Here is a 16595-nt window from a genome sequence, read left to right as displayed (position 1 = left end):
TAAACCGAAGATACCTCCTTTCGAATTTAATTACGGTGTTAAAAAATGTAGCAACGACTTGGGAAAATTTTTACTGCGTTCATTAACCCCCAGACCCCTCAAATAAAAACCGAACTATTTTCATGTGGACCGCATGGACAATCGATCGTCTTATTGACTGAGGAGGTTCGGTATGGGAAGAATTAGCATGGATATTGACGAGCTGTTAGAAGAAACAACGGAAAAGGCTGACGATGATTTACGTTTTTCACTGAGCCAGATTGAAATTGACAGTTTGCTTGAAGATACACGACATTGGTAAATTAGAAATAAATCCGTTTCAGGTCTTGCTGGGCGGTTTTTTTGATTGATTCATAGAGAACATATGTACTATAATGGAATAGAAGGTTAAGCAGGGAGTGAGCAGGATGAAGAAGATAATAAAAATTCCAGTAAGGGTACTGGCTGAATATGTATTTAAAACTGGAAGCATTGAATCGGGTTTTAAATCCGCATCCTCTTTCTCTGAAGGCTCAAGGATCCATCGGGAAATCCAAAAAACTTATCAAGAGATGGATCAGAGTGAAGTCTTTTTAAAAACAAAACTTGAATTTGATAACCTTTTATTTATGATCGAAGGTCGCTGTGACGGATTGCTTTTTTCAGGGGAGAAAATTACGATTGATGAAATTAAATCGACTTCTTTGCCTTTGGAGAGTATTGATGAGCGAACAAATCATGCTCACTGGGCGCAAGCACAATGCTATGGCTTTATGTTTTTAAAGGAACAGGGGAAAGACCAGATAGATCTCCGGCTGACTTATGTTCACAAAATTTCTGGTGACAAGAAGTTTTTTAAAAGAACATTTTCCTTAGTTGAATTAGAAGATTCCGTTAGAGGAATGATCGCAGATTTTGCACCGTATGCCCGGTTGCAGGTGGAACATGGTTTGAAAAGGGATCAGAGCATAAAAAAGCTGAACTTTCCATTTCCCAGATACCGTCAGGGACAACGACAACTTGCCGGGGCAGTCTATAAGACAATCAACGAAGGAAGAACGTTATTTGCCAATGCACCGACTGGGATTGGCAAAACCATTTCAACTATATTTCCTGCAGTTAAGGCAATAGGGGAGGAACGAATTAGGAAGCTATTTTATTTAACTGCCAAAACAACAACAAGGCTAACCGCAGAGGAAGCGTTCAGTCTTATGATAAAAAAAGGCTTGGAAATAAGGACGGTGACAATCACCGCAAAAGCTAAGGTGTGTTTTACCAGTGAGGGAAAGTGCAACAAGAACGATTGTGAATATGCAAATGGATATTATGACAGGATAAACGATGCAGTGCTTGATATCCTCCGCAAGGAAGCAATTCTGAATAGAAGCTGCATTGAAAAATATGCCCGAAAACATTTAGTTTGTCCTTTTGAATTTTCATTGGACCTAGCATACGAAGCAGATGCGGTCATATGCGATTATAATTACATATTTGATCCAAAAATCTCTTTGAGTAGACTGTTCGATGAACAAAAAAAGAAAACCATCCTTCTTGTCGATGAGGCACATAATCTCGTTGATCGAGGACGGGATATATTCTCTGCGACATTGGAAAAATCATCTTTTCTTCAGTTGAAAAGGGAATTTAAAGAAAAAAATCTTTCATTAGGTGATATATCCAAACGTCTTAATAACTATTTTATCCAATTAAGAAAACAGGTTGGTTCATCAAAAACTATGGAGTACGAGGCGCCACTCGAGGAATTGAATCAGTTGGTAGCAGAGTTCATTGAACATGCTGAAAATGAACTCATTAGAGCAGGAGAATCAGACTTACTGCTTGAAACTTTTTTCGTTGCCCAAAATTGGCAAAGAATCAGCAGATTATATGATGAACGGTTCGTTTTATATGCTGTAATTGAAAAAAATGATGTTCTGATAAAGCAGTTTTGCCTGGATCCCTCTCATCTGATTAAACAGTCAGGAAAAAGTTTTAAATCTCGAATCTTTTTTTCAGCTACTCTTAACCCTATGAGCTATTACAGAGATATGCTTGGCGGCGATCACGAAGATTATATCACTTTGGTACCTTCTCCATTTACTAATAAGCAGACTGAAGTGAAGATTCAATCGTTATCAACAAGGTTCAAAGACCGGACAAGATCCGTTAATCCGATCGTCCAAACAATGTCTGATCTAGTCCACAATGCTCCAGGCAATTATCTGTTTTTCTTTCCATCCTACCAATACCTTAATATGGTACTGGATGAGTGGCGCATTTCCAATGAGGATATCACCACGATTGTCCAGGGTACAAGGATGGATGATGAAGAGCGTGCCGCATTCCTGGAATCTTTCACAGCTGACAATAAAAGATCACTCGTTGGTTTTACTGTTCTTGGCGGTGTATTTTCTGAAGGCATCGACTTAAAAGGGGACAGGCTTAACGGGGTAGTGGTTGTAGGTGTGGGACTGCCTCAGATAGGATTCGAAAGAGACTTGATAAAAAAGCATTTCGCTGGTATTGGAAAGAATGGTTATGATTATGCCTATGTCTTTCCGGGCATGAACAAAGTACTGCAGGCTGGAGGAAGACTGATTCGATCAGAAAAGGACACAGGCAGAATAGTGTTGATAGACGATCGTTACCTGCTACCTAAATATCAGGCGCTTTTGCCGAATAATTGGAAAAATTTCACCTTATGGTAACACGCATATAAGAAAATATTTGTAATACGAAAGTATCATTTAAATGGTCATACCATGCTTAACAACTAGTGTTATTGAATTCGAACTGGAAAAAGTCTTTAATGGTATTTTTCATTTTCTCTTTGTTCCTGTTAAATTGCGGCAGTCGGTGTCCGTTTGCACCTGACGGGTGAGGGAATCCAAAGAGAATATTTTTTTCTTCCAGAAGCCCTTCACTGACGTATAGCCTCATGACTTCTTCGACACTTTTTCCAAGTGGGACCACAATCGCATTCTGAAGCATGCAAGCTTGTGGTTCAAAGTAACTTTTTAAGAAACCCATCATCATTTTGTTTTTTAGAATTTTTGGATGATGTCCGGTGTAATTTTTCCGATTATTGAAAACAGCATATGGAATCAGAGACGTTGTATGAAGCAGATTGTCTTTTTCATTAAAAAGTAGCGCACAAGATTCCAATGCTAGCCATTTTTGTAATTCGAGGTCATCAAGCATTTCAATGATATGATTGCGTAGTACCCCAGAAAATCTCGCTTCCCGTTTACACAAATAAGGAATCTCGGTAACAGGCTTTCTTTTTTCAATAAGGGAGCGGGCAACTGCAATGGACTTGCTCATTTGCTGGAAACCAGGAGTTATTCCAACAATAAACACCTTTGCTTTTGGATTTATGTATTCATTATGTGTACAATAATAGACCTCAAGTCGGCCTTCTTTCGTCAATAAAAACTCTTTGGTCAAAAGTTCTTCTCGAGAGTAATTTTCTTTCAAAGGGAGTTCTGCAATTTTTTCTATGTATTCAACCAGTTTAGCCATAAATAATCCCCCTATGTATAGTACATATATTATGAACGAACCTTTTTAAGATTATCAATTTTGTCAGACGGCTGGCAAGCGACATGAAGACTAGAAAGTGGAATACTCAATAATAGTATTATGTAAACCTATAAGATAAATGAAACGAATCCATCTGACGACCGTGAATAATAATGCCTTTAGTGGTTTTGAAATTGGCGAATAGTGAAAGAAGGATATAAGATTCTGTATAAAAGAGGTGCATCATAATGAAGATGTTTTTTAAAAGAATTCGAATGATTTTTCATGCAAAAAAATTCCTTCCTTTTCTAATAGAATTTTTCACGTCTAGAGTGGTTCCAGTGAAGCAAAAAATCATTTCCGCAAGCTTGATCATTGGATATTTTTTGTTTCCCTTTGATATTATTCCTGATTTTTTAACACTGATTGGTGTCGTCGATGATATTGGAGTTCTTTTAATCGTACTTCAGCAAATCATTAAGATGGCTCCTGCTGAACTAAGAGAGAAACACAAAATAGAGTAAAACTAAAAACTGTTTGGTATAATAGATTGGGGCTTGATTGAGGTAGTTCTACCTATATTACATCTACCTTCCAGTTAGGGGGAAATTCTTTGCATCGGAATCAGGAATTATACAATTTTTTAAAGAAAAATAGTTGGAATATGACAGAGGAATGGCATCGAAATATCGATTTTGAAAATTCCGCGGGTGTTTACGCTTCTCGCAATCCAGATGTTATATCTTCGTTAAAAGAACAGAATCATGAGTTTCACCTTCATTTCATTGAGTTATTTAAAAAGAAAGAGGGGGAATTTATCAAGGACTTTAGTCCCTGGATCGAAAAAGTTGCAAGTGATATTGAACATGTTAACACGCCAATTCAATACGTAATTAAGGAATTTAAAAATGTAAGAAGCCAGTATTTTGATTATGTTCGCCGATTTGCAGAATTGCATCCTGAAATAACAAGAAAAGAGATCGATATCTGGTATGATATCATCTTGAAAGAAATGGATGAGGTGATTCTGCGCTTCATAGAAGCTACCTATAAATACTCTCAAAGGGTGATGAAAGCACAGCAAGAAACAATTAATGAATTAAGTGCTCCTGTTATTTCGCTTGCGAACCACCAGGGGTTGCTGCCGCTGATTGGGGATATAGATACTTCAAGAGCTAAAATAATCATTGAAAACACATTGTTGCAGTGCTCCCAAAGGGATATTCACCATTTATTTGTAGATTTATCTGGTGTTGTAATGATTGATACGATGGTTGCTCATCAAATTTTCCAGCTATTGAATGCCTTGAAATTAATAGGCGTAAATGCGACGCTTTCTGGCATGCGTCCTGAGATTGCCCAAACCGCCGTTCAGCTGGGAATTTCTTTTAAAGAAATAGACATTAAAGCAAATCTTGCCCAGGCAATTGCCCAGCGAAAATAAAAAAGATTTCCGATTATTTATTCGGAAATCTTTTTTTATTTATACCATTACACATCGCTCTTCTCGAAAACAAGATGTATTTTGGACAATATCATCTACTTCGGAGCCTTCGAGAGTTTCTTTCTTTAATAACGCATCAACAAGTTCTCCAAATTGATTTTGATGAGATCTTATAATCATTTCGGATTTTTCGAGAGCGTCATCAAAAAGTTCCTGCATTTTTGTTTCTCTTAACCCTTTGCTGAAAGTGAGGGAGAAGCCTTCCTGCAATAAACCAGTATCGACCATTTGTTCAATGATTTGTTTCGCCTGTTGAACATCTCCGCTTACCCCAATACTGTGCTCCCCAAGCAACATTCTTTCAGCGACACCACCGGCAAGGATCATGGCAATACGGTCGATTAAATCGCTGTGCGTTGACAATTCAAGCTCTTTTGGTATTGGTGCTACATATCCAAGTGCCTGGCCGCGCGGAATAATGGTCGCTTTCCGGACAGAACCTGGTTTGGTGACAGCAGAAACAAGAGCATGTCCAGCTTCGTGAATGGCAACCCTTCGCTTCGTGTCAGCATCCTGGAGTGTCCTAGATGTGCTGCCAAGGATGATCCGGTCTAGGGCAAAATCAAGATCGCTTTTTGAAATGATATCCTGGTCGTTTCTCAATGCGCGTCTGCTGGCAGTTTCAAACAATGAGTACAGCTCTGCACCTGAAAAACCTGAGGTGCTTTCTGCCAGGTCATCCAATGAGGAGAAGACATCTGGGGCAAGATTTTTCCCTTTGATATGGATATCAATGATTTCCCTTCTGCCTTTAGTATCTGGCAGTGGGACATTGAAAGAAAAATCAATTCGACCAGGGCGGAGGAATGCATCATCCAGCATGTCTTTTCTGTTTGTTGCGGCAATGAAAAGAATACCATCATTTGAATGTCCTCCATCTAGCTGGACGAGAAGTTCTGTGAGCGTCTTTTCCCCTTCCTCTCCGCCATGCGGTTTCCGCTTGCCGGCAAGTGCGTCCACTTCATCAATAAAAATGACTGCAGGACCTTGCTTCCGTGCACTCTGAAACAAGCTTCGCACCCGAGAAGCACCAACTCCGATAAACATTTCATTGAAAGCTGACCCGCTGGTCGAGAAAAAATTTGCATTCAGCTCACGAGCGATTGCCTGTGCAAGGAGAGTTTTTCCTGTTCCTGGAGGACCGTATAACAGAAGTCCCTTCGGAGGTTTAATGCCCATCCTGGCTGATTTGTCAGGATTTTTCAGAATGGAAAGTGTCTGGTTGATTTCTTCTTTCATTTCTTCCTGTAAACCGCCAACGTCAGCTAGTGTGATCGAAGGCAAAGGATGAGGCTTTGACAGGCTGTTTTTCATTCGATTACCGGCACCAATCCCTCCGGTTTTTTTTTGGATGACATATGCGCCACCCATTAAAAGCAACAGAACACCACCAAAAATCCATGCACCATACTTGCTGTTATTCATATATTCATAACTGATATTATATTTTTCTACTAATTTATCGACCATATCACTTCCAGGGGGAACTTGGGAAACAAATGTTGCATCTTTCGTTTTAAGTATGAGTGTTCCATCTATTTTTTCAATCAGCGTTGCCTCGTCGCCGTTAAGACTTTCTACTGACTTGACTAGAGAACTAAATGGAACCGATACTTGATCATCATTATTTTGAACGACAATTGTCGCTGCTATTGTAACCAATACCATAAACGCCGCAAAAAACGGAAGGATTTTAGAAACAAATTTTGGATTTGAATTCATGCTTTCAGCTCCTTATCGAATCTATATACCATTATAAGTAATATACCGATGTTATAAATAGGTAAATTGTCGTAGAGAGGGTGGTAAATATATGAAACTTTTACTTGAAGCGTTTAAGAGTGGCGAAAATGCGGGTATAATGCATGTTTCAAGTATTTATATTGGGAAAATTTATATGGACAAATTGTGACCATTAATAGTTATGGAATAAAATGTAATTCAATTCAAAATAGGTGCTTGAAACTTTTGGAAGTTACCGATAGGATAAAAAAGAGAAAGGATTGGTAAAATTCCGATAATTTTAACTGGTTGAGGAGGGGTATTGCTTGAAGGAATGGAAAGATCCCATATTACTGATTTTGGGAATTGGGATTTCAAATATTGGCAACTGGATTTATTTTGTAGCAATTAATTTATTGGTATTAAACATCACTGGCTCAGCTGCAGCCATTGCAGGCTTGTTTATCATCAGGCCCTTGGCGATCCTTCTGACAAATACATGGGCTGGAAGCGTCATCGATCGTGTAAACAAAAGAAAGTTGATGATCTGGATTGATCTAATCCGGGGGATATTCATTGCAACGATTCCTTTTTTTACATCGCTTTTTCCTATTTATATTCTTATGTTTTTGACTAATATTGCTGGATCCTTTTTTGGGCCCGCTTCCGAAACATACATAGCAAAGTTGATTCCCCCTGAAAAAAGAAAACGGTTTAATTCCTTTTTTTCATTCGCGACTTCAGGAGCAATGTTGGTTGGGCCGAGTGTTTCTGGCCTGCTGATTATGTATGGAAGCATAAATACCAGCATTTATTTAAATGCAGTTACCTTCTTTTTCTGTGCAGCGGCTATATCCTTCTTGCCAGACGTTGATAGGGAAGAGGGAAAAGAAAAATACGTAGACAACAGTATTACATTGAAAATGATTGCTACTGATTGGAAGGCAGTGGCCGATTTTGGAAAAGCAGCGGTTGGATTTATGGTGGTTTTCATGATTTTCCAATTCATTACACTGATCTCCTATGCACTTGATTCACAGGAAGTAACCTTTATCCAGCAAGTCATCGGTTTGTCAGAAAAGAATTATGGCTTGCTTGTTAGTCTTACTGGCGCAGGTTATGTCGCTGGCTCTTTCGCAGTATCTGCATTGGCATCGAGGCTTTCCATTCGTACACTGTTAGGATTAGGGTCTTTATTATCGGTGATCGGGTACTTTATGTTTTTTCTAGCATCATCGGAAACTGTACCTTTAGCTGTATTTGGCTTCATCGTAATTGGATTCTTCTCACCGTTTTCATTTACCGGATACACAACCTTTTTTCAGAACAATGTGCCGATAGAGTTAATGGGAAGGTTTAGCAGTGCTTTTGCATTTTTTCAGTCGATGGTTCAAATCGTATTGACACTATTGTTAGGATACTTGGCTGAGGTCATTGAACTGCAAACCGCTACCATCGGATTTTCGGTCATTGGGCTGCTATTAGCAATTACATTGACATCAATCGTTTTCCTCCAATCTAAAAAGAATCTATTCGTTCTAGAATCTGAGAGGAATATAAATTAAATATAAGGCTGTAATGGTGATTAATTACCGTTGCAGCCTTTTTCTTTACAGTGTTTTTTGGATGTACTAGGAAGCAGACGTTAAGGGAATATTTTCTGCCATTGTGCAAATCTTAAAAAGACGAACCAAGAAAATACATCACTCAAGTATGTGAATTTCAATATTATGGGGAAAATACATATTTCTACGTGTCTGACATTGATCATGCACTCATGAATAATTGAACGCTTGATGCCATTTTCACGTCAGAAACGAGCGCCTAGTCAGGTTGTCTAACACTAAGGAGGTCCATCCATGAATTTGCCGATTTTATCGATTATCGTTCCCTGCTACAATGAGCAGGAGGTGCTAGCAGAAACCATGGAACAGCTAGCGACAAAAGTGGAGCAAATGATACACGAAAACATCGTATCGAAAAACAGTAAAATATTGTTTGTTGATGACGGTAGCATAGACAATACATGGAAATTGATTTACAAAGCTAGCCTAAGCAATGAATTTATAAAAGGATTGAAGCTTTCCAAAAATGCAGGACACCAGAATGCCTTGCTAGCAGGTCTTTTTGCTGCAAAAAATTCTTCAGATTGTCTCATAAGTATTGATGCAGATCTTCAGGACGATATCGATGCCATCAATGAGATGGTAAGAAAATACATGGAAGGCTACGAAATTGTCTACGGTGTCAGAAGCAGCAGGGAGTCGGATACGTTCTTCAAGCGTTTTACGGCAGAGGGCTTTTATAAGCTAATGGACAAGCTTGGAGTAAAATTGATCTTTAACCATGCTGACTTTCGTTTAATGAGCAGGCGAGCGGTTAATGAATTAGAACAATTTGCAGAGTGTAATATGTTCTTACGAGGAATTGTTCCGTTAATCGGTTTCAACTCGGCAAATGTCTATTATGACAGAAACGAGAGGCTTGCTGGGGAAACAAAATACCCATTAAAAAAAATGCTTGCCTTTGCCTTTGATGGAATAACCTCATTTTCGGTCACTCCCATCAGGCTTGTTTTGCTTGTCGGGTTTCTCTCTTTTATGATCAGTTTGTTATTTGGAATCTATTTTTTAATTTTAAAGTTTTTTGGAAAAACGGAGCTAGGATGGACTTCCTTGATCACATCGATATGGCTAATTGGAGGCTTACAGTTAATAGCCATCGGTTTGGTCGGAGAATATATTGGGAAAATCTACAAGGAAACAAAGCGCCGGCCAAAATATATTGTCGATGTTGACCTGCTCAATCTGCCGATATCAAAAAAAATCGGGAACGTGGAGCAGCACGGGTACGAACAAATCCTTGAAAAGCAGAAACTATCGGAGAACCATTAGTCAGCTGAATATTGTGCGGACACCGTTTTGTATAAGAACTATTTGTTTTTTAAGAAGATAAAATGCAGCTCTTAAAGCTTTTTATAATATCAGAATTTATATGTTTACCCTTTTTTGTAATTGTGGGAAAATCGAGGCATGGAGCCAAATATTCTTAAACAAATCTTTTTTGTTGATGGCACGAAGGAGAAAAACGTCTCGAGGAGTTAGCGGCAAACGGCTTGCCTAAGCGTTGGGCTATGTGCTAGTGCTGGACAAATTTATTTTGACAGGTTTGAGGATGTAGAACGAAAAGTTGTCAAGAAAGCCCCGTTATTTTGACAGGTTCTATGTTCTTATCAAAAAAACCGATCCTGTGATGGTTTGGGATGAAATTATTTATTTGGATGGTGATAGGCTCGGTTGCTATCGGAAAGTTTTGAGAGAAGCGAGGGGAGGCTCACCTGTCGCCCCGCGGAAAGCGAGTTTCTGGTGGAAATCGATTATCAGCCAAACCCAAAAAAGGACCGGGCGCAGTTTGCCCGGTTTTTCTTATTGACTATATAGCCGATTAGAGATAAAACTGAAAGAGTGCTTTCTGCTTTCGAGCAGTTGGGCAAAATGCAACATCTATATTTTAAAAGGAGCAAGCATTAAATGGATATCTGGGAATTGTTTGTAGCATTCATACTCGGTCTAGTGGAAGGGTTAACCGAATTTGCGCCTGTTTCATCTACAGGACATTTGATTATTGTCGATGACCTTCTGCTGCATTCTAAAGAAATTTTTACAGAACCTGTGGCCAATACATTTAAAGTGGTCATTCAATTAGGTTCTATACTTGCCGTAGTGATCGTCTTTAAGGATCGATTCATGAACCTGCTTGGCCTAAAAAAAGGGGTCTCCATCGCGGATTCCAGAGGAAGACTCAGTCTTTCCAAAGTAATTGTCGGATTGATACCGGCAGGAATATTAGGAGTTTTATTCGAGGATTATATTGATAAGCATTTATTCTCTGTGGAGACAGTAATAATTGGTTTAGTAATCGGAGCCATCCTAATGATCATTGCCGACCGCTTGCACTCCGGGGTGATTAAAATGGATGATGTCGACCAAATCAGCTATAAGCAGGCGCTGGGCGTTGGATTATTTCAATGTCTTGGTTTATGGCCAGGCTTTTCAAGATCTGGTTCAACGATTGCAGGAGGGGTGTTGCTTGGTTTAAGTCACCGTGCCGCTTCTGATTTTACCTTTATTATGGCCGTACCAATCATGCTTGGTGCAAGTGCAATATCTTTATTGAAAAATTGGCAGTATTTTACCGTCGATGCCCTGCCGTTTTTCACGGTAGGATTCATTAGTGCCTTTTTATTCGCTTTATTGTTCATTCGATTCTTCCTTAAACTGATCAATACAATTAAATTGCTGCCATTTGCGATCTATCGAATTATTTTAGCTGGTGTAATCTATTTTATCTTTTTTTAAATCTGAAAAAGTCAGATATTATCATAAGAAAAAGACGCTCAGAGCGTCTTTTTCTTATTGGTTTCAAAAATCAAAAACGGTGGGCTTTCGCATTACTTCTTGCAAGGATCGTGTTTTTGGTTATCTGGGTTTCCCCATTCACCTGCGAATTGGTATGCTTCCGCCTTGTCCAAGTGTGGTGGAATAGTTGTGAGTGTGGATCCAATTGATCTTTGTAACTCATACAATCACCTCATGATTGGATTTTTGAAACACAGGATATTCACTTTGAATATCATTTATATCGTTTGTATTATGAATGGGCATTATACTGGTCTTTCAGAAGCCAGGAGATTCTTTTCACTCTAATTTGTAACTTTTTACAATATTTTTCGTATTAAACAGTGGAAGAAAGTATTTTTTAGGAAGAGAGGAGATTCTATCGTGCAGTTTGCATTAGAAGTAAAGTCACTGACCAAGACAATTGGTAAAAAAACAATCGTGAATGACGTCAGCTTTCAAGTAGAAAAAGGCGAGATATTTGGACTCCTTGGTCCAAATGGCGCAGGAAAGACAACCATTATCCGTATGATTGTCAGCTTGATCAACCGCACAGGTGGGACAGTGCTTGTGAACGGGAAGGATCTAGACAATTCCTTTACGGCAGCTATGAATGAACTGGGTGCAATCGTAGAAAACCCGGAGTTTTACAAATATCTGAGTGGCTTCAAAAATTTAAGGCATTATGCGCGCATGGCCCTTGGGGAGGTAAGCGACGAGCGAATCAATGAAGTCACCAAACTGGTCGGATTGGAAAAAGCAATCCATGATAAAGTTCGTACCTATTCTCTAGGAATGCGTCAGCGTCTTGGAGTCGCACAAGCCATTCTGCATAAGCCTACCATCTTAATTTTAGATGAACCGACAAATGGACTTGATCCCCAGGGAATCAGAGAATTTCGTGATTATTTGCGGTTCCTTACCAGTCAGGGAACTTCCGTATTGGTTTCTTCACATTTATTGTCTGAAATGCAGTTGATGTGTGACCGATTCGCGATCATTGAACATGGAAAGCTCATACATATCTCATCGATGCACGAAAATGACGCGTCAGAAGCAGAAAAGCCGAAAACAGTTATTGTGGAAATTTCAGACCCAATCATAGCGGCCAAGTTGCTAGCAGAGCACATGCCTGACATTAAAGTGACTTCAAAAGAAGGCTCCCGACTAACCTTATCGTTGAGAAAAGACAAGATACCGTCCTTTAATAAGCTCTTCGTCGAAAACAATATTGATGTTTTCGAGATAATGAATGTGAAAGCAACGTTGGAAGATCGCTTCTTAGAAATCACCAATAAAGATCGAAAGGAGCAAACGACATGATTGGTTTAATCCAAAATGAATTAATGAAGATCTTCGGAAAAGTGGCAAGCTGGATTTATATCGCAATTATTGTTTTGGCTGTTTTAATTGCCGGAATTATTTATATGAAGTTCAGTGCCGAGCCCAATCCGAATTGGCGCCAGGATACCGAGGCAGAAATCGCCATGCTTGAAAACCAAAAGGCATCCGCTTCTGAAGAGGAAAAAGGAATGATTCAAAACCAAATTGATCAGACAAAGGAGTTTTTGGATGAGGACATCAATCCAAATGCCAAGACTAACTGGCACTTTATGAATGATGTCGTTGTTGGTGTCAGTTCTTTAGTGACACTCTTTGTAGTTGTTGTAGGAAGTGCCAATGTTGCGGCAGAATTCTCTGATGGAACGATAAAGCAATTACTGATCCGCCCGCACCAGAGATGGAGAATCCTGCTGTCCAAGTATATAGCCGTCATCCTCTATGCATTGATATTGGTCCTTACGTTGATCGTTTCAGGATATATAATTGGTTTGGTTCTATTTGGAAACGGTGATTTTAACATGAAAATTTTTGAAATCACATTAGAAGGAAGAAAGGTCGCAATTGTAGGGGAGCAATTCCTTTTGAAAATGCTTTACTTCATTCCGAGCCTGCTGATGATCATGACGATCGCATTCATGCTATCTACGTTATTCAAAAACCAGGCTATTTCCGTTGGCATCGGTATTTTTGTCCTTTTCTTTTCGTCTACTTTGGGTGGCATCATCCTGATGCTTGCTGACAAATATACTTGGGCAAAATTTTTAATTTTTCCCCATCTGGATTTGACAGTTTATGCTCTTCAGGAAAGGATCCTACAGGACATAACCCTGCCAGTATCCCTGTCCATACTCGCTGTTTACTATGCAATATTTATGATGCTAACCTTTTTCTTTTTCCAAAAGAGGGATATTAGCATATAGAGGGGTATAACAATTGAAAGACCGCAGGATTGAAATGACAGGATTCTTTAAATAGGAAAAGCATTACCGGAAAATCAGAATTTTCCCTAGACGGTATATTGAAAAAAGATTCCGTTTCCGTTGAGGTGATTTGTGGGATACTTGTATTTATCTAAGATCCTTTGAAGAAACAAAAAATGAGAGCAGCTCTTCAAAGCCGCTCTCTTCCTTATTTTACTGTCCTTTCCATTCACGTAATTTATCTATAACATGATCGCTGACTTTCCCTGCATCCTCTTGCATTTGTTCAAAAACCTTTTTCCACTTTGGTGCTTCCTCTTTCAATTTTTCTTCAACCTGGCCTGCACGAGCTTTTAATTCTTTTTCCAGTTTGTCTGCTCGTTCCTTAAGTGCCTTTTCGGTTTGTTCAAACCCTCGGGAGTTGCTCTCATTGATTGATTTCACTGGAAATTCCGCTTGTTTTACATGAGGCAAGGTTTCTTCCATTATGGCTCTAAACAAAGGAACCACATCTTTTGAGCTACTGCTGGATAAATAATGCTTGCGATCGGTTTGATCATATCCAAGCCAGACTGCACCGACGATATTTGGGGTGTAACCAACAAACCATTGATCTTTTGTACCATCGATATCTGCATAAGGAAGCTGTGTGGAACCTGTTTTTCCAGCTAGATCGACTCCTTTTATATAGGTTCCCTTTCCCGTGCCTGTTTCCACTACATTCAACAGCATAGATGTCATCTTATTTGCCACAGACTTAGATGTTACACGAGTGGTAGAGCCATCATGCTCGGCGATGACTTTTCCTGTAGGACCAACAATTTTCGTAATCAAATGTCCATCTTCTCGTGTCCCACCATTTGGAAATACGGAGTAAGCTTCCGCCATCTTAAGAGGGGAAACTCCGTTATGCATTCCACCTAAAGCAAGCGCCAGATTCTGGTCTTCTTTCTTAACCTGGATGCCAAACCTCATGACAGCATCAATTCCTTTATCTAAACCAATTTCATTTAGGAGCCAGACTGCAGGAAGGTTAATGGAATTTTCAATGGCCTCATACATTGGAACTTCTCCTTTGTAAGTATCTGAGAAGTTTTTGGGACTATAATTTTCAAAGCTCATCTTTTTGTCTACCAGCATTGAATCATACTCGTATCCTTCTTCTAATGCAGGGGTGTAAACTGCCAGAGGTTTCATGGTCGAGCCTGGCTGAGCCTTTAAATGTGTTGCGCGGTTAAACCCGCGGAAGACTTTTTCACCACGGCCGCCGATCAGTGCTCGGACTCCGCCGCTTTTAGGGTCAAGCAGCACGGATCCGCTTTGTACCATTACATCCCTTGTCCGATCAGGAAATAGGGAATCCTGCTGGTATACCTTTTCCAAACCGGATTGGATATTCTGGTCTAGTTCTGTGTAAATCCTGTAGCCTCTTGTCATGATTTCATCCTGTGTCAGTCCATATATGCTGGTTGCTTCATCTAATACGGCGTCGACATAGGAAGGATATTTACGATCCGCAAGTGACCCGCCGCCGTCTTCTAATTGTATCTCCTCGGCCTTTGCTTGTGTAAACTCCTTATCCGTTATCATCGCTAATTCGTTCATTTTTGCGAGAACCACATTCCTGCGCTGGATGGCAGCCTCGTAATTATTGTAGGGATCAAGTGCAGAAGGAGCTTTCAGCAAACCAGCGAGCATAGCCGCTTCACTAATCGTCACATCCTGAATCTCTTTCGCAAAATACTTCTTGCTGGCATTATTGATCCCGAATGCACCGCTGCCGAAATAAACCTGATTCAGATACATTTCCATAATTTCGTCTTTTTCATATACCTTTTCAAGTTCTACCGCAAGAAAAAGTTCTTCCACTTTACGTTTATAAGTTCGTTCAGAAGAAAGCAGGGCATTTTTTGTCAGCTGCTGAGTCAGCGTACTACCGCCTCCGGTAATCTGTCCAGCAAACAAGTTTCCGAAGAATGCACGCGCGATTCCCTTGATATCAAAACCATTATGCTCGTAAAATCGCTCATCTTCAATTGCGATTACCGCATTCGGAACATGCTTAGGCATCTCTTCAATAGGGACCCCGCCAGTTCGATTTGTTGCAAGTATGCTGGCCTCCTCTCCATTTTTATCATAGATTGTAGTCGCCTGGCTTAATCCATCCTTTAATGTCTGGACATTTGCCCTGCTGGCAATAAAGGCAAACCAAAGAATGGCCAGCAATGTAAATACCAATAAGCTTAATAACAGAATTTGTGTCAGATGGCGTCTTTTCCAAAATCGGACAATAGCCTCCCATAGTCGTTGCACCAGTTGCATGACCATTTCTCCTTTTAACGAATGATAAGGAATTAGATATATATTTACAGGGGTGAAAATTTTTAAAAAAGCTTGGTTTTTTGACTACTTTAGCTGGCTGGAAGCTGTAAAAGATAAATATAGACTCATTTATCTTTTATTCATTATATATATTTTTTCAGTTGCGGAAAAGCTGGAGCCATTTTGATTTGTTCTGAGTATGCAAAATCAGGGAAACAAAATCCGAAAGGAACCATGGTAGTTAAAAAGGCAAAATCAAAATTCACCTATAAAAAAAGGCGAACCGCTATGGGTTCGCCTTTTGTATTCAATTACCATCCTGCTGGAAGCATGGCTACAGGCATTAAGGAAACTTGGTAAGTGTAGCCTCCGTCTTGTGTTCCGGTTGGCCATAAAGCCGTAGCCATGTAGATCACTTTGATGGTATTGTCTTGTGAGAATTCAGTTACATAGACGATCCGGTCCGCCATGAACCCGATTTGCTGTTCCGTCCACAGAATTCGGTCCGCCATTAAACCGATTGAATCAACTGTATATAAAACGCCATCCAAAGTTTGTGAATAAGAGTCTGCACCCATTTGGCCGACAGTTACCAACACATCCGCAGCAGTAGTGGCTGCTTTAGCTTTTTGCTGGCTGACACCACCAATAGCTAACATGGAAACAACAAGTGCAAGTGCGATAACCATTTTTGCGATTCTATTCATCATATATTTGTTTCCTCCCTAATTTATACCCAATGGGGTATTCGTGATATGTTTATAATATATACCCCTATTGGTATATTGTCAATACTTTTTTTCGTCTTGCTTTTAAGCAATAATGTGTTATGTGAGAATATCTGATTTATTGTCACATAAGAGGCCGTATGTGCCCATAAATTCA

General features: G+C 39.6%; 14 protein-coding genes. 9 read left to right on the top strand and 5 right to left on the bottom strand.

Going from position 1 to position 16595, the window contains the following annotated elements; translation table 11 throughout:
- Positions 1-172: 172 nt before the first annotated feature.
- Both J2S25_RS00140 and J2S25_RS00135 read left to right on the top strand, forming a co-directional pair.
- Complete coding sequence (locus tag J2S25_RS00140) at positions 173-301, top strand: hypothetical protein (protein WP_307190911.1); 129 nt, start codon at positions 173-175, stop codon at positions 299-301.
- Between the two features lie 106 nt (positions 302-407).
- The gene (locus J2S25_RS00135; protein ID WP_307190910.1) at positions 408-2687 is read left to right on the top strand and encodes an ATP-dependent DNA helicase; all 2280 of its coding nucleotides are present in this window, start codon (positions 408-410) and stop codon (positions 2685-2687) included.
- Between the two features lie 58 nt (positions 2688-2745).
- On the opposite strand, the gene J2S25_RS00130 is transcribed toward J2S25_RS00135, so the two are convergent.
- Complete coding sequence (locus J2S25_RS00130) at positions 2746-3501, bottom strand: uracil-DNA glycosylase family protein (protein WP_307190909.1); 756 nt, start codon at positions 3499-3501, stop codon at positions 2746-2748.
- A gap of 248 nt (positions 3502-3749) precedes the next feature.
- On the opposite strand from J2S25_RS00130, the gene J2S25_RS00125 reads away from it, so the two are divergent.
- Positions 3750-4025: a YkvA family protein gene (locus J2S25_RS00125; protein ID WP_307190908.1), complete on the top strand. Its 276-nt coding sequence runs from the start codon at positions 3750-3752 to the stop codon at positions 4023-4025.
- Positions 4026-4114: 89 nt separating this feature from the next.
- Positions 4115-4945: an STAS domain-containing protein gene (locus J2S25_RS00120; RefSeq protein WP_044395523.1), complete on the top strand. Its 831-nt coding sequence runs from the start codon at positions 4115-4117 to the stop codon at positions 4943-4945.
- 39 nt (positions 4946-4984) lie between these two features.
- Here the strand turns inward: J2S25_RS00120 and J2S25_RS00115 are convergent, their stop codons facing one another.
- Positions 4985-6727, bottom strand: a complete 1743-nt coding sequence (locus J2S25_RS00115) for an AAA family ATPase (RefSeq protein ID WP_307190907.1) — start codon at positions 6725-6727, stop codon at positions 4985-4987.
- A 326-nt stretch (positions 6728-7053) separates the two neighbouring features.
- Here J2S25_RS00115 and J2S25_RS00110 point away from each other — a divergent pair, with 326 nt between their 5' ends.
- The 3 genes from J2S25_RS00110 to J2S25_RS00100 all read left to right on the top strand — a co-directional run bounded on the left by J2S25_RS00110 (position 7054) and on the right by J2S25_RS00100 (position 11085).
- Complete coding sequence (locus J2S25_RS00110) at positions 7054-8292, top strand: MFS transporter (protein ID WP_044395519.1); 1239 nt, start codon at positions 7054-7056, stop codon at positions 8290-8292.
- Positions 8293-8586: 294 nt separating this feature from the next.
- Positions 8587-9621: a glycosyltransferase family 2 protein gene (locus tag J2S25_RS00105; RefSeq protein WP_044395517.1), complete on the top strand. Its 1035-nt coding sequence runs from the start codon at positions 8587-8589 to the stop codon at positions 9619-9621.
- Positions 9622-10257: 636 nt separating this feature from the next.
- Complete coding sequence (locus J2S25_RS00100; protein WP_044394671.1) at positions 10258-11085, top strand: undecaprenyl-diphosphate phosphatase; 828 nt, start codon at positions 10258-10260, stop codon at positions 11083-11085.
- A 70-nt stretch (positions 11086-11155) separates the two neighbouring features.
- Here the strand turns inward: J2S25_RS00100 and J2S25_RS00095 are convergent, their stop codons facing one another.
- Positions 11156-11308, bottom strand: coding sequence for a YpzG family protein (locus J2S25_RS00095; RefSeq protein ID WP_084221856.1), 153 nt, complete (start codon positions 11306-11308; stop codon positions 11156-11158).
- 197 nt (positions 11309-11505) lie between these two features.
- On the opposite strand from J2S25_RS00095, the gene J2S25_RS00090 reads away from it, so the two are divergent.
- On the top strand, positions 11506-12447 hold the full coding sequence (locus J2S25_RS00090; protein WP_044394669.1) for an ABC transporter ATP-binding protein: 942 nt from the start codon (positions 11506-11508) through the stop codon (positions 12445-12447).
- Positions 12444-13388 (top strand): ABC transporter permease, encoded by a 945-nt coding sequence (locus J2S25_RS00085; RefSeq protein ID WP_044394667.1) that lies wholly within the window; start codon positions 12444-12446, stop codon positions 13386-13388. Before J2S25_RS00090 ends, J2S25_RS00085 begins: the two co-directional genes overlap by 4 nt.
- Positions 13389-13601: 213 nt before the next feature.
- Here J2S25_RS00085 and J2S25_RS00080 read toward each other — a convergent pair whose 3' ends face one another.
- Both J2S25_RS00080 and J2S25_RS00075 read right to left on the bottom strand, forming a co-directional pair.
- The gene (locus J2S25_RS00080) at positions 13602-15710 is read right to left on the bottom strand and encodes a transglycosylase domain-containing protein (protein ID WP_044394665.1); all 2109 of its coding nucleotides are present in this window, start codon (positions 15708-15710) and stop codon (positions 13602-13604) included.
- Between the two features lie 311 nt (positions 15711-16021).
- Positions 16022-16420, bottom strand: a complete 399-nt coding sequence (locus J2S25_RS00075) for a hypothetical protein (protein WP_044394663.1) — start codon at positions 16418-16420, stop codon at positions 16022-16024.
- Positions 16421-16595 lie beyond the last annotated feature (175 nt).

Origin of the sequence: Mesobacillus stamsii (genome assembly GCF_030814065.1) — a bacterium.
GTDB lineage: Bacteria > Bacillota > Bacilli > Bacillales > Cytobacillaceae > Mesobacillus > Mesobacillus stamsii.
This window is presented reverse-complemented; position numbering and strand designations above follow the sequence as displayed.

What these genes read in the sequence shown, in the direction of transcription:
- J2S25_RS00105 (WP_044395517.1), top strand. Translation starts at nt 8,587, where the DNA reads ATGAATTTGCCGATTTTATCGATTATCGTTCCCTGCTACAATGAGCAG.
- J2S25_RS00140 (WP_307190911.1), top strand. Translation starts at nt 173, where the DNA reads ATGGGAAGAATTAGCATGGATATTGACGAGCTGTTAGAAGAAACAACG.
- J2S25_RS00135 (WP_307190910.1), top strand. Translation starts at nt 408, where the DNA reads ATGAAGAAGATAATAAAAATTCCAGTAAGGGTACTGGCTGAATATGTA.
- J2S25_RS00115 (WP_307190907.1), bottom strand. Translation starts at nt 6,727, where the DNA reads ATGAATTCAAATCCAAAATTTGTTTCTAAAATCCTTCCGTTTTTTGCG.
- J2S25_RS00130 (WP_307190909.1), bottom strand. Translation starts at nt 3,501, where the DNA reads ATGGCTAAACTGGTTGAATACATAGAAAAAATTGCAGAACTCCCTTTG.
- J2S25_RS00080 (WP_044394665.1), bottom strand. Translation starts at nt 15,710, where the DNA reads ATGCAACTGGTGCAACGACTATGGGAGGCTATTGTCCGATTTTGGAAA.
- J2S25_RS00075 (WP_044394663.1), bottom strand. Translation starts at nt 16,420, where the DNA reads ATGATGAATAGAATCGCAAAAATGGTTATCGCACTTGCACTTGTTGTT.
- J2S25_RS00100 (WP_044394671.1), top strand. Translation starts at nt 10,258, where the DNA reads ATGGATATCTGGGAATTGTTTGTAGCATTCATACTCGGTCTAGTGGAA.
- J2S25_RS00085 (WP_044394667.1), top strand. Translation starts at nt 12,444, where the DNA reads ATGATTGGTTTAATCCAAAATGAATTAATGAAGATCTTCGGAAAAGTG.
- J2S25_RS00095 (WP_084221856.1), bottom strand. Translation starts at nt 11,308, where the DNA reads ATGAGTTACAAAGATCAATTGGATCCACACTCACAACTATTCCACCAC.
- J2S25_RS00125 (WP_307190908.1), top strand. Translation starts at nt 3,750, where the DNA reads ATGAAGATGTTTTTTAAAAGAATTCGAATGATTTTTCATGCAAAAAAA.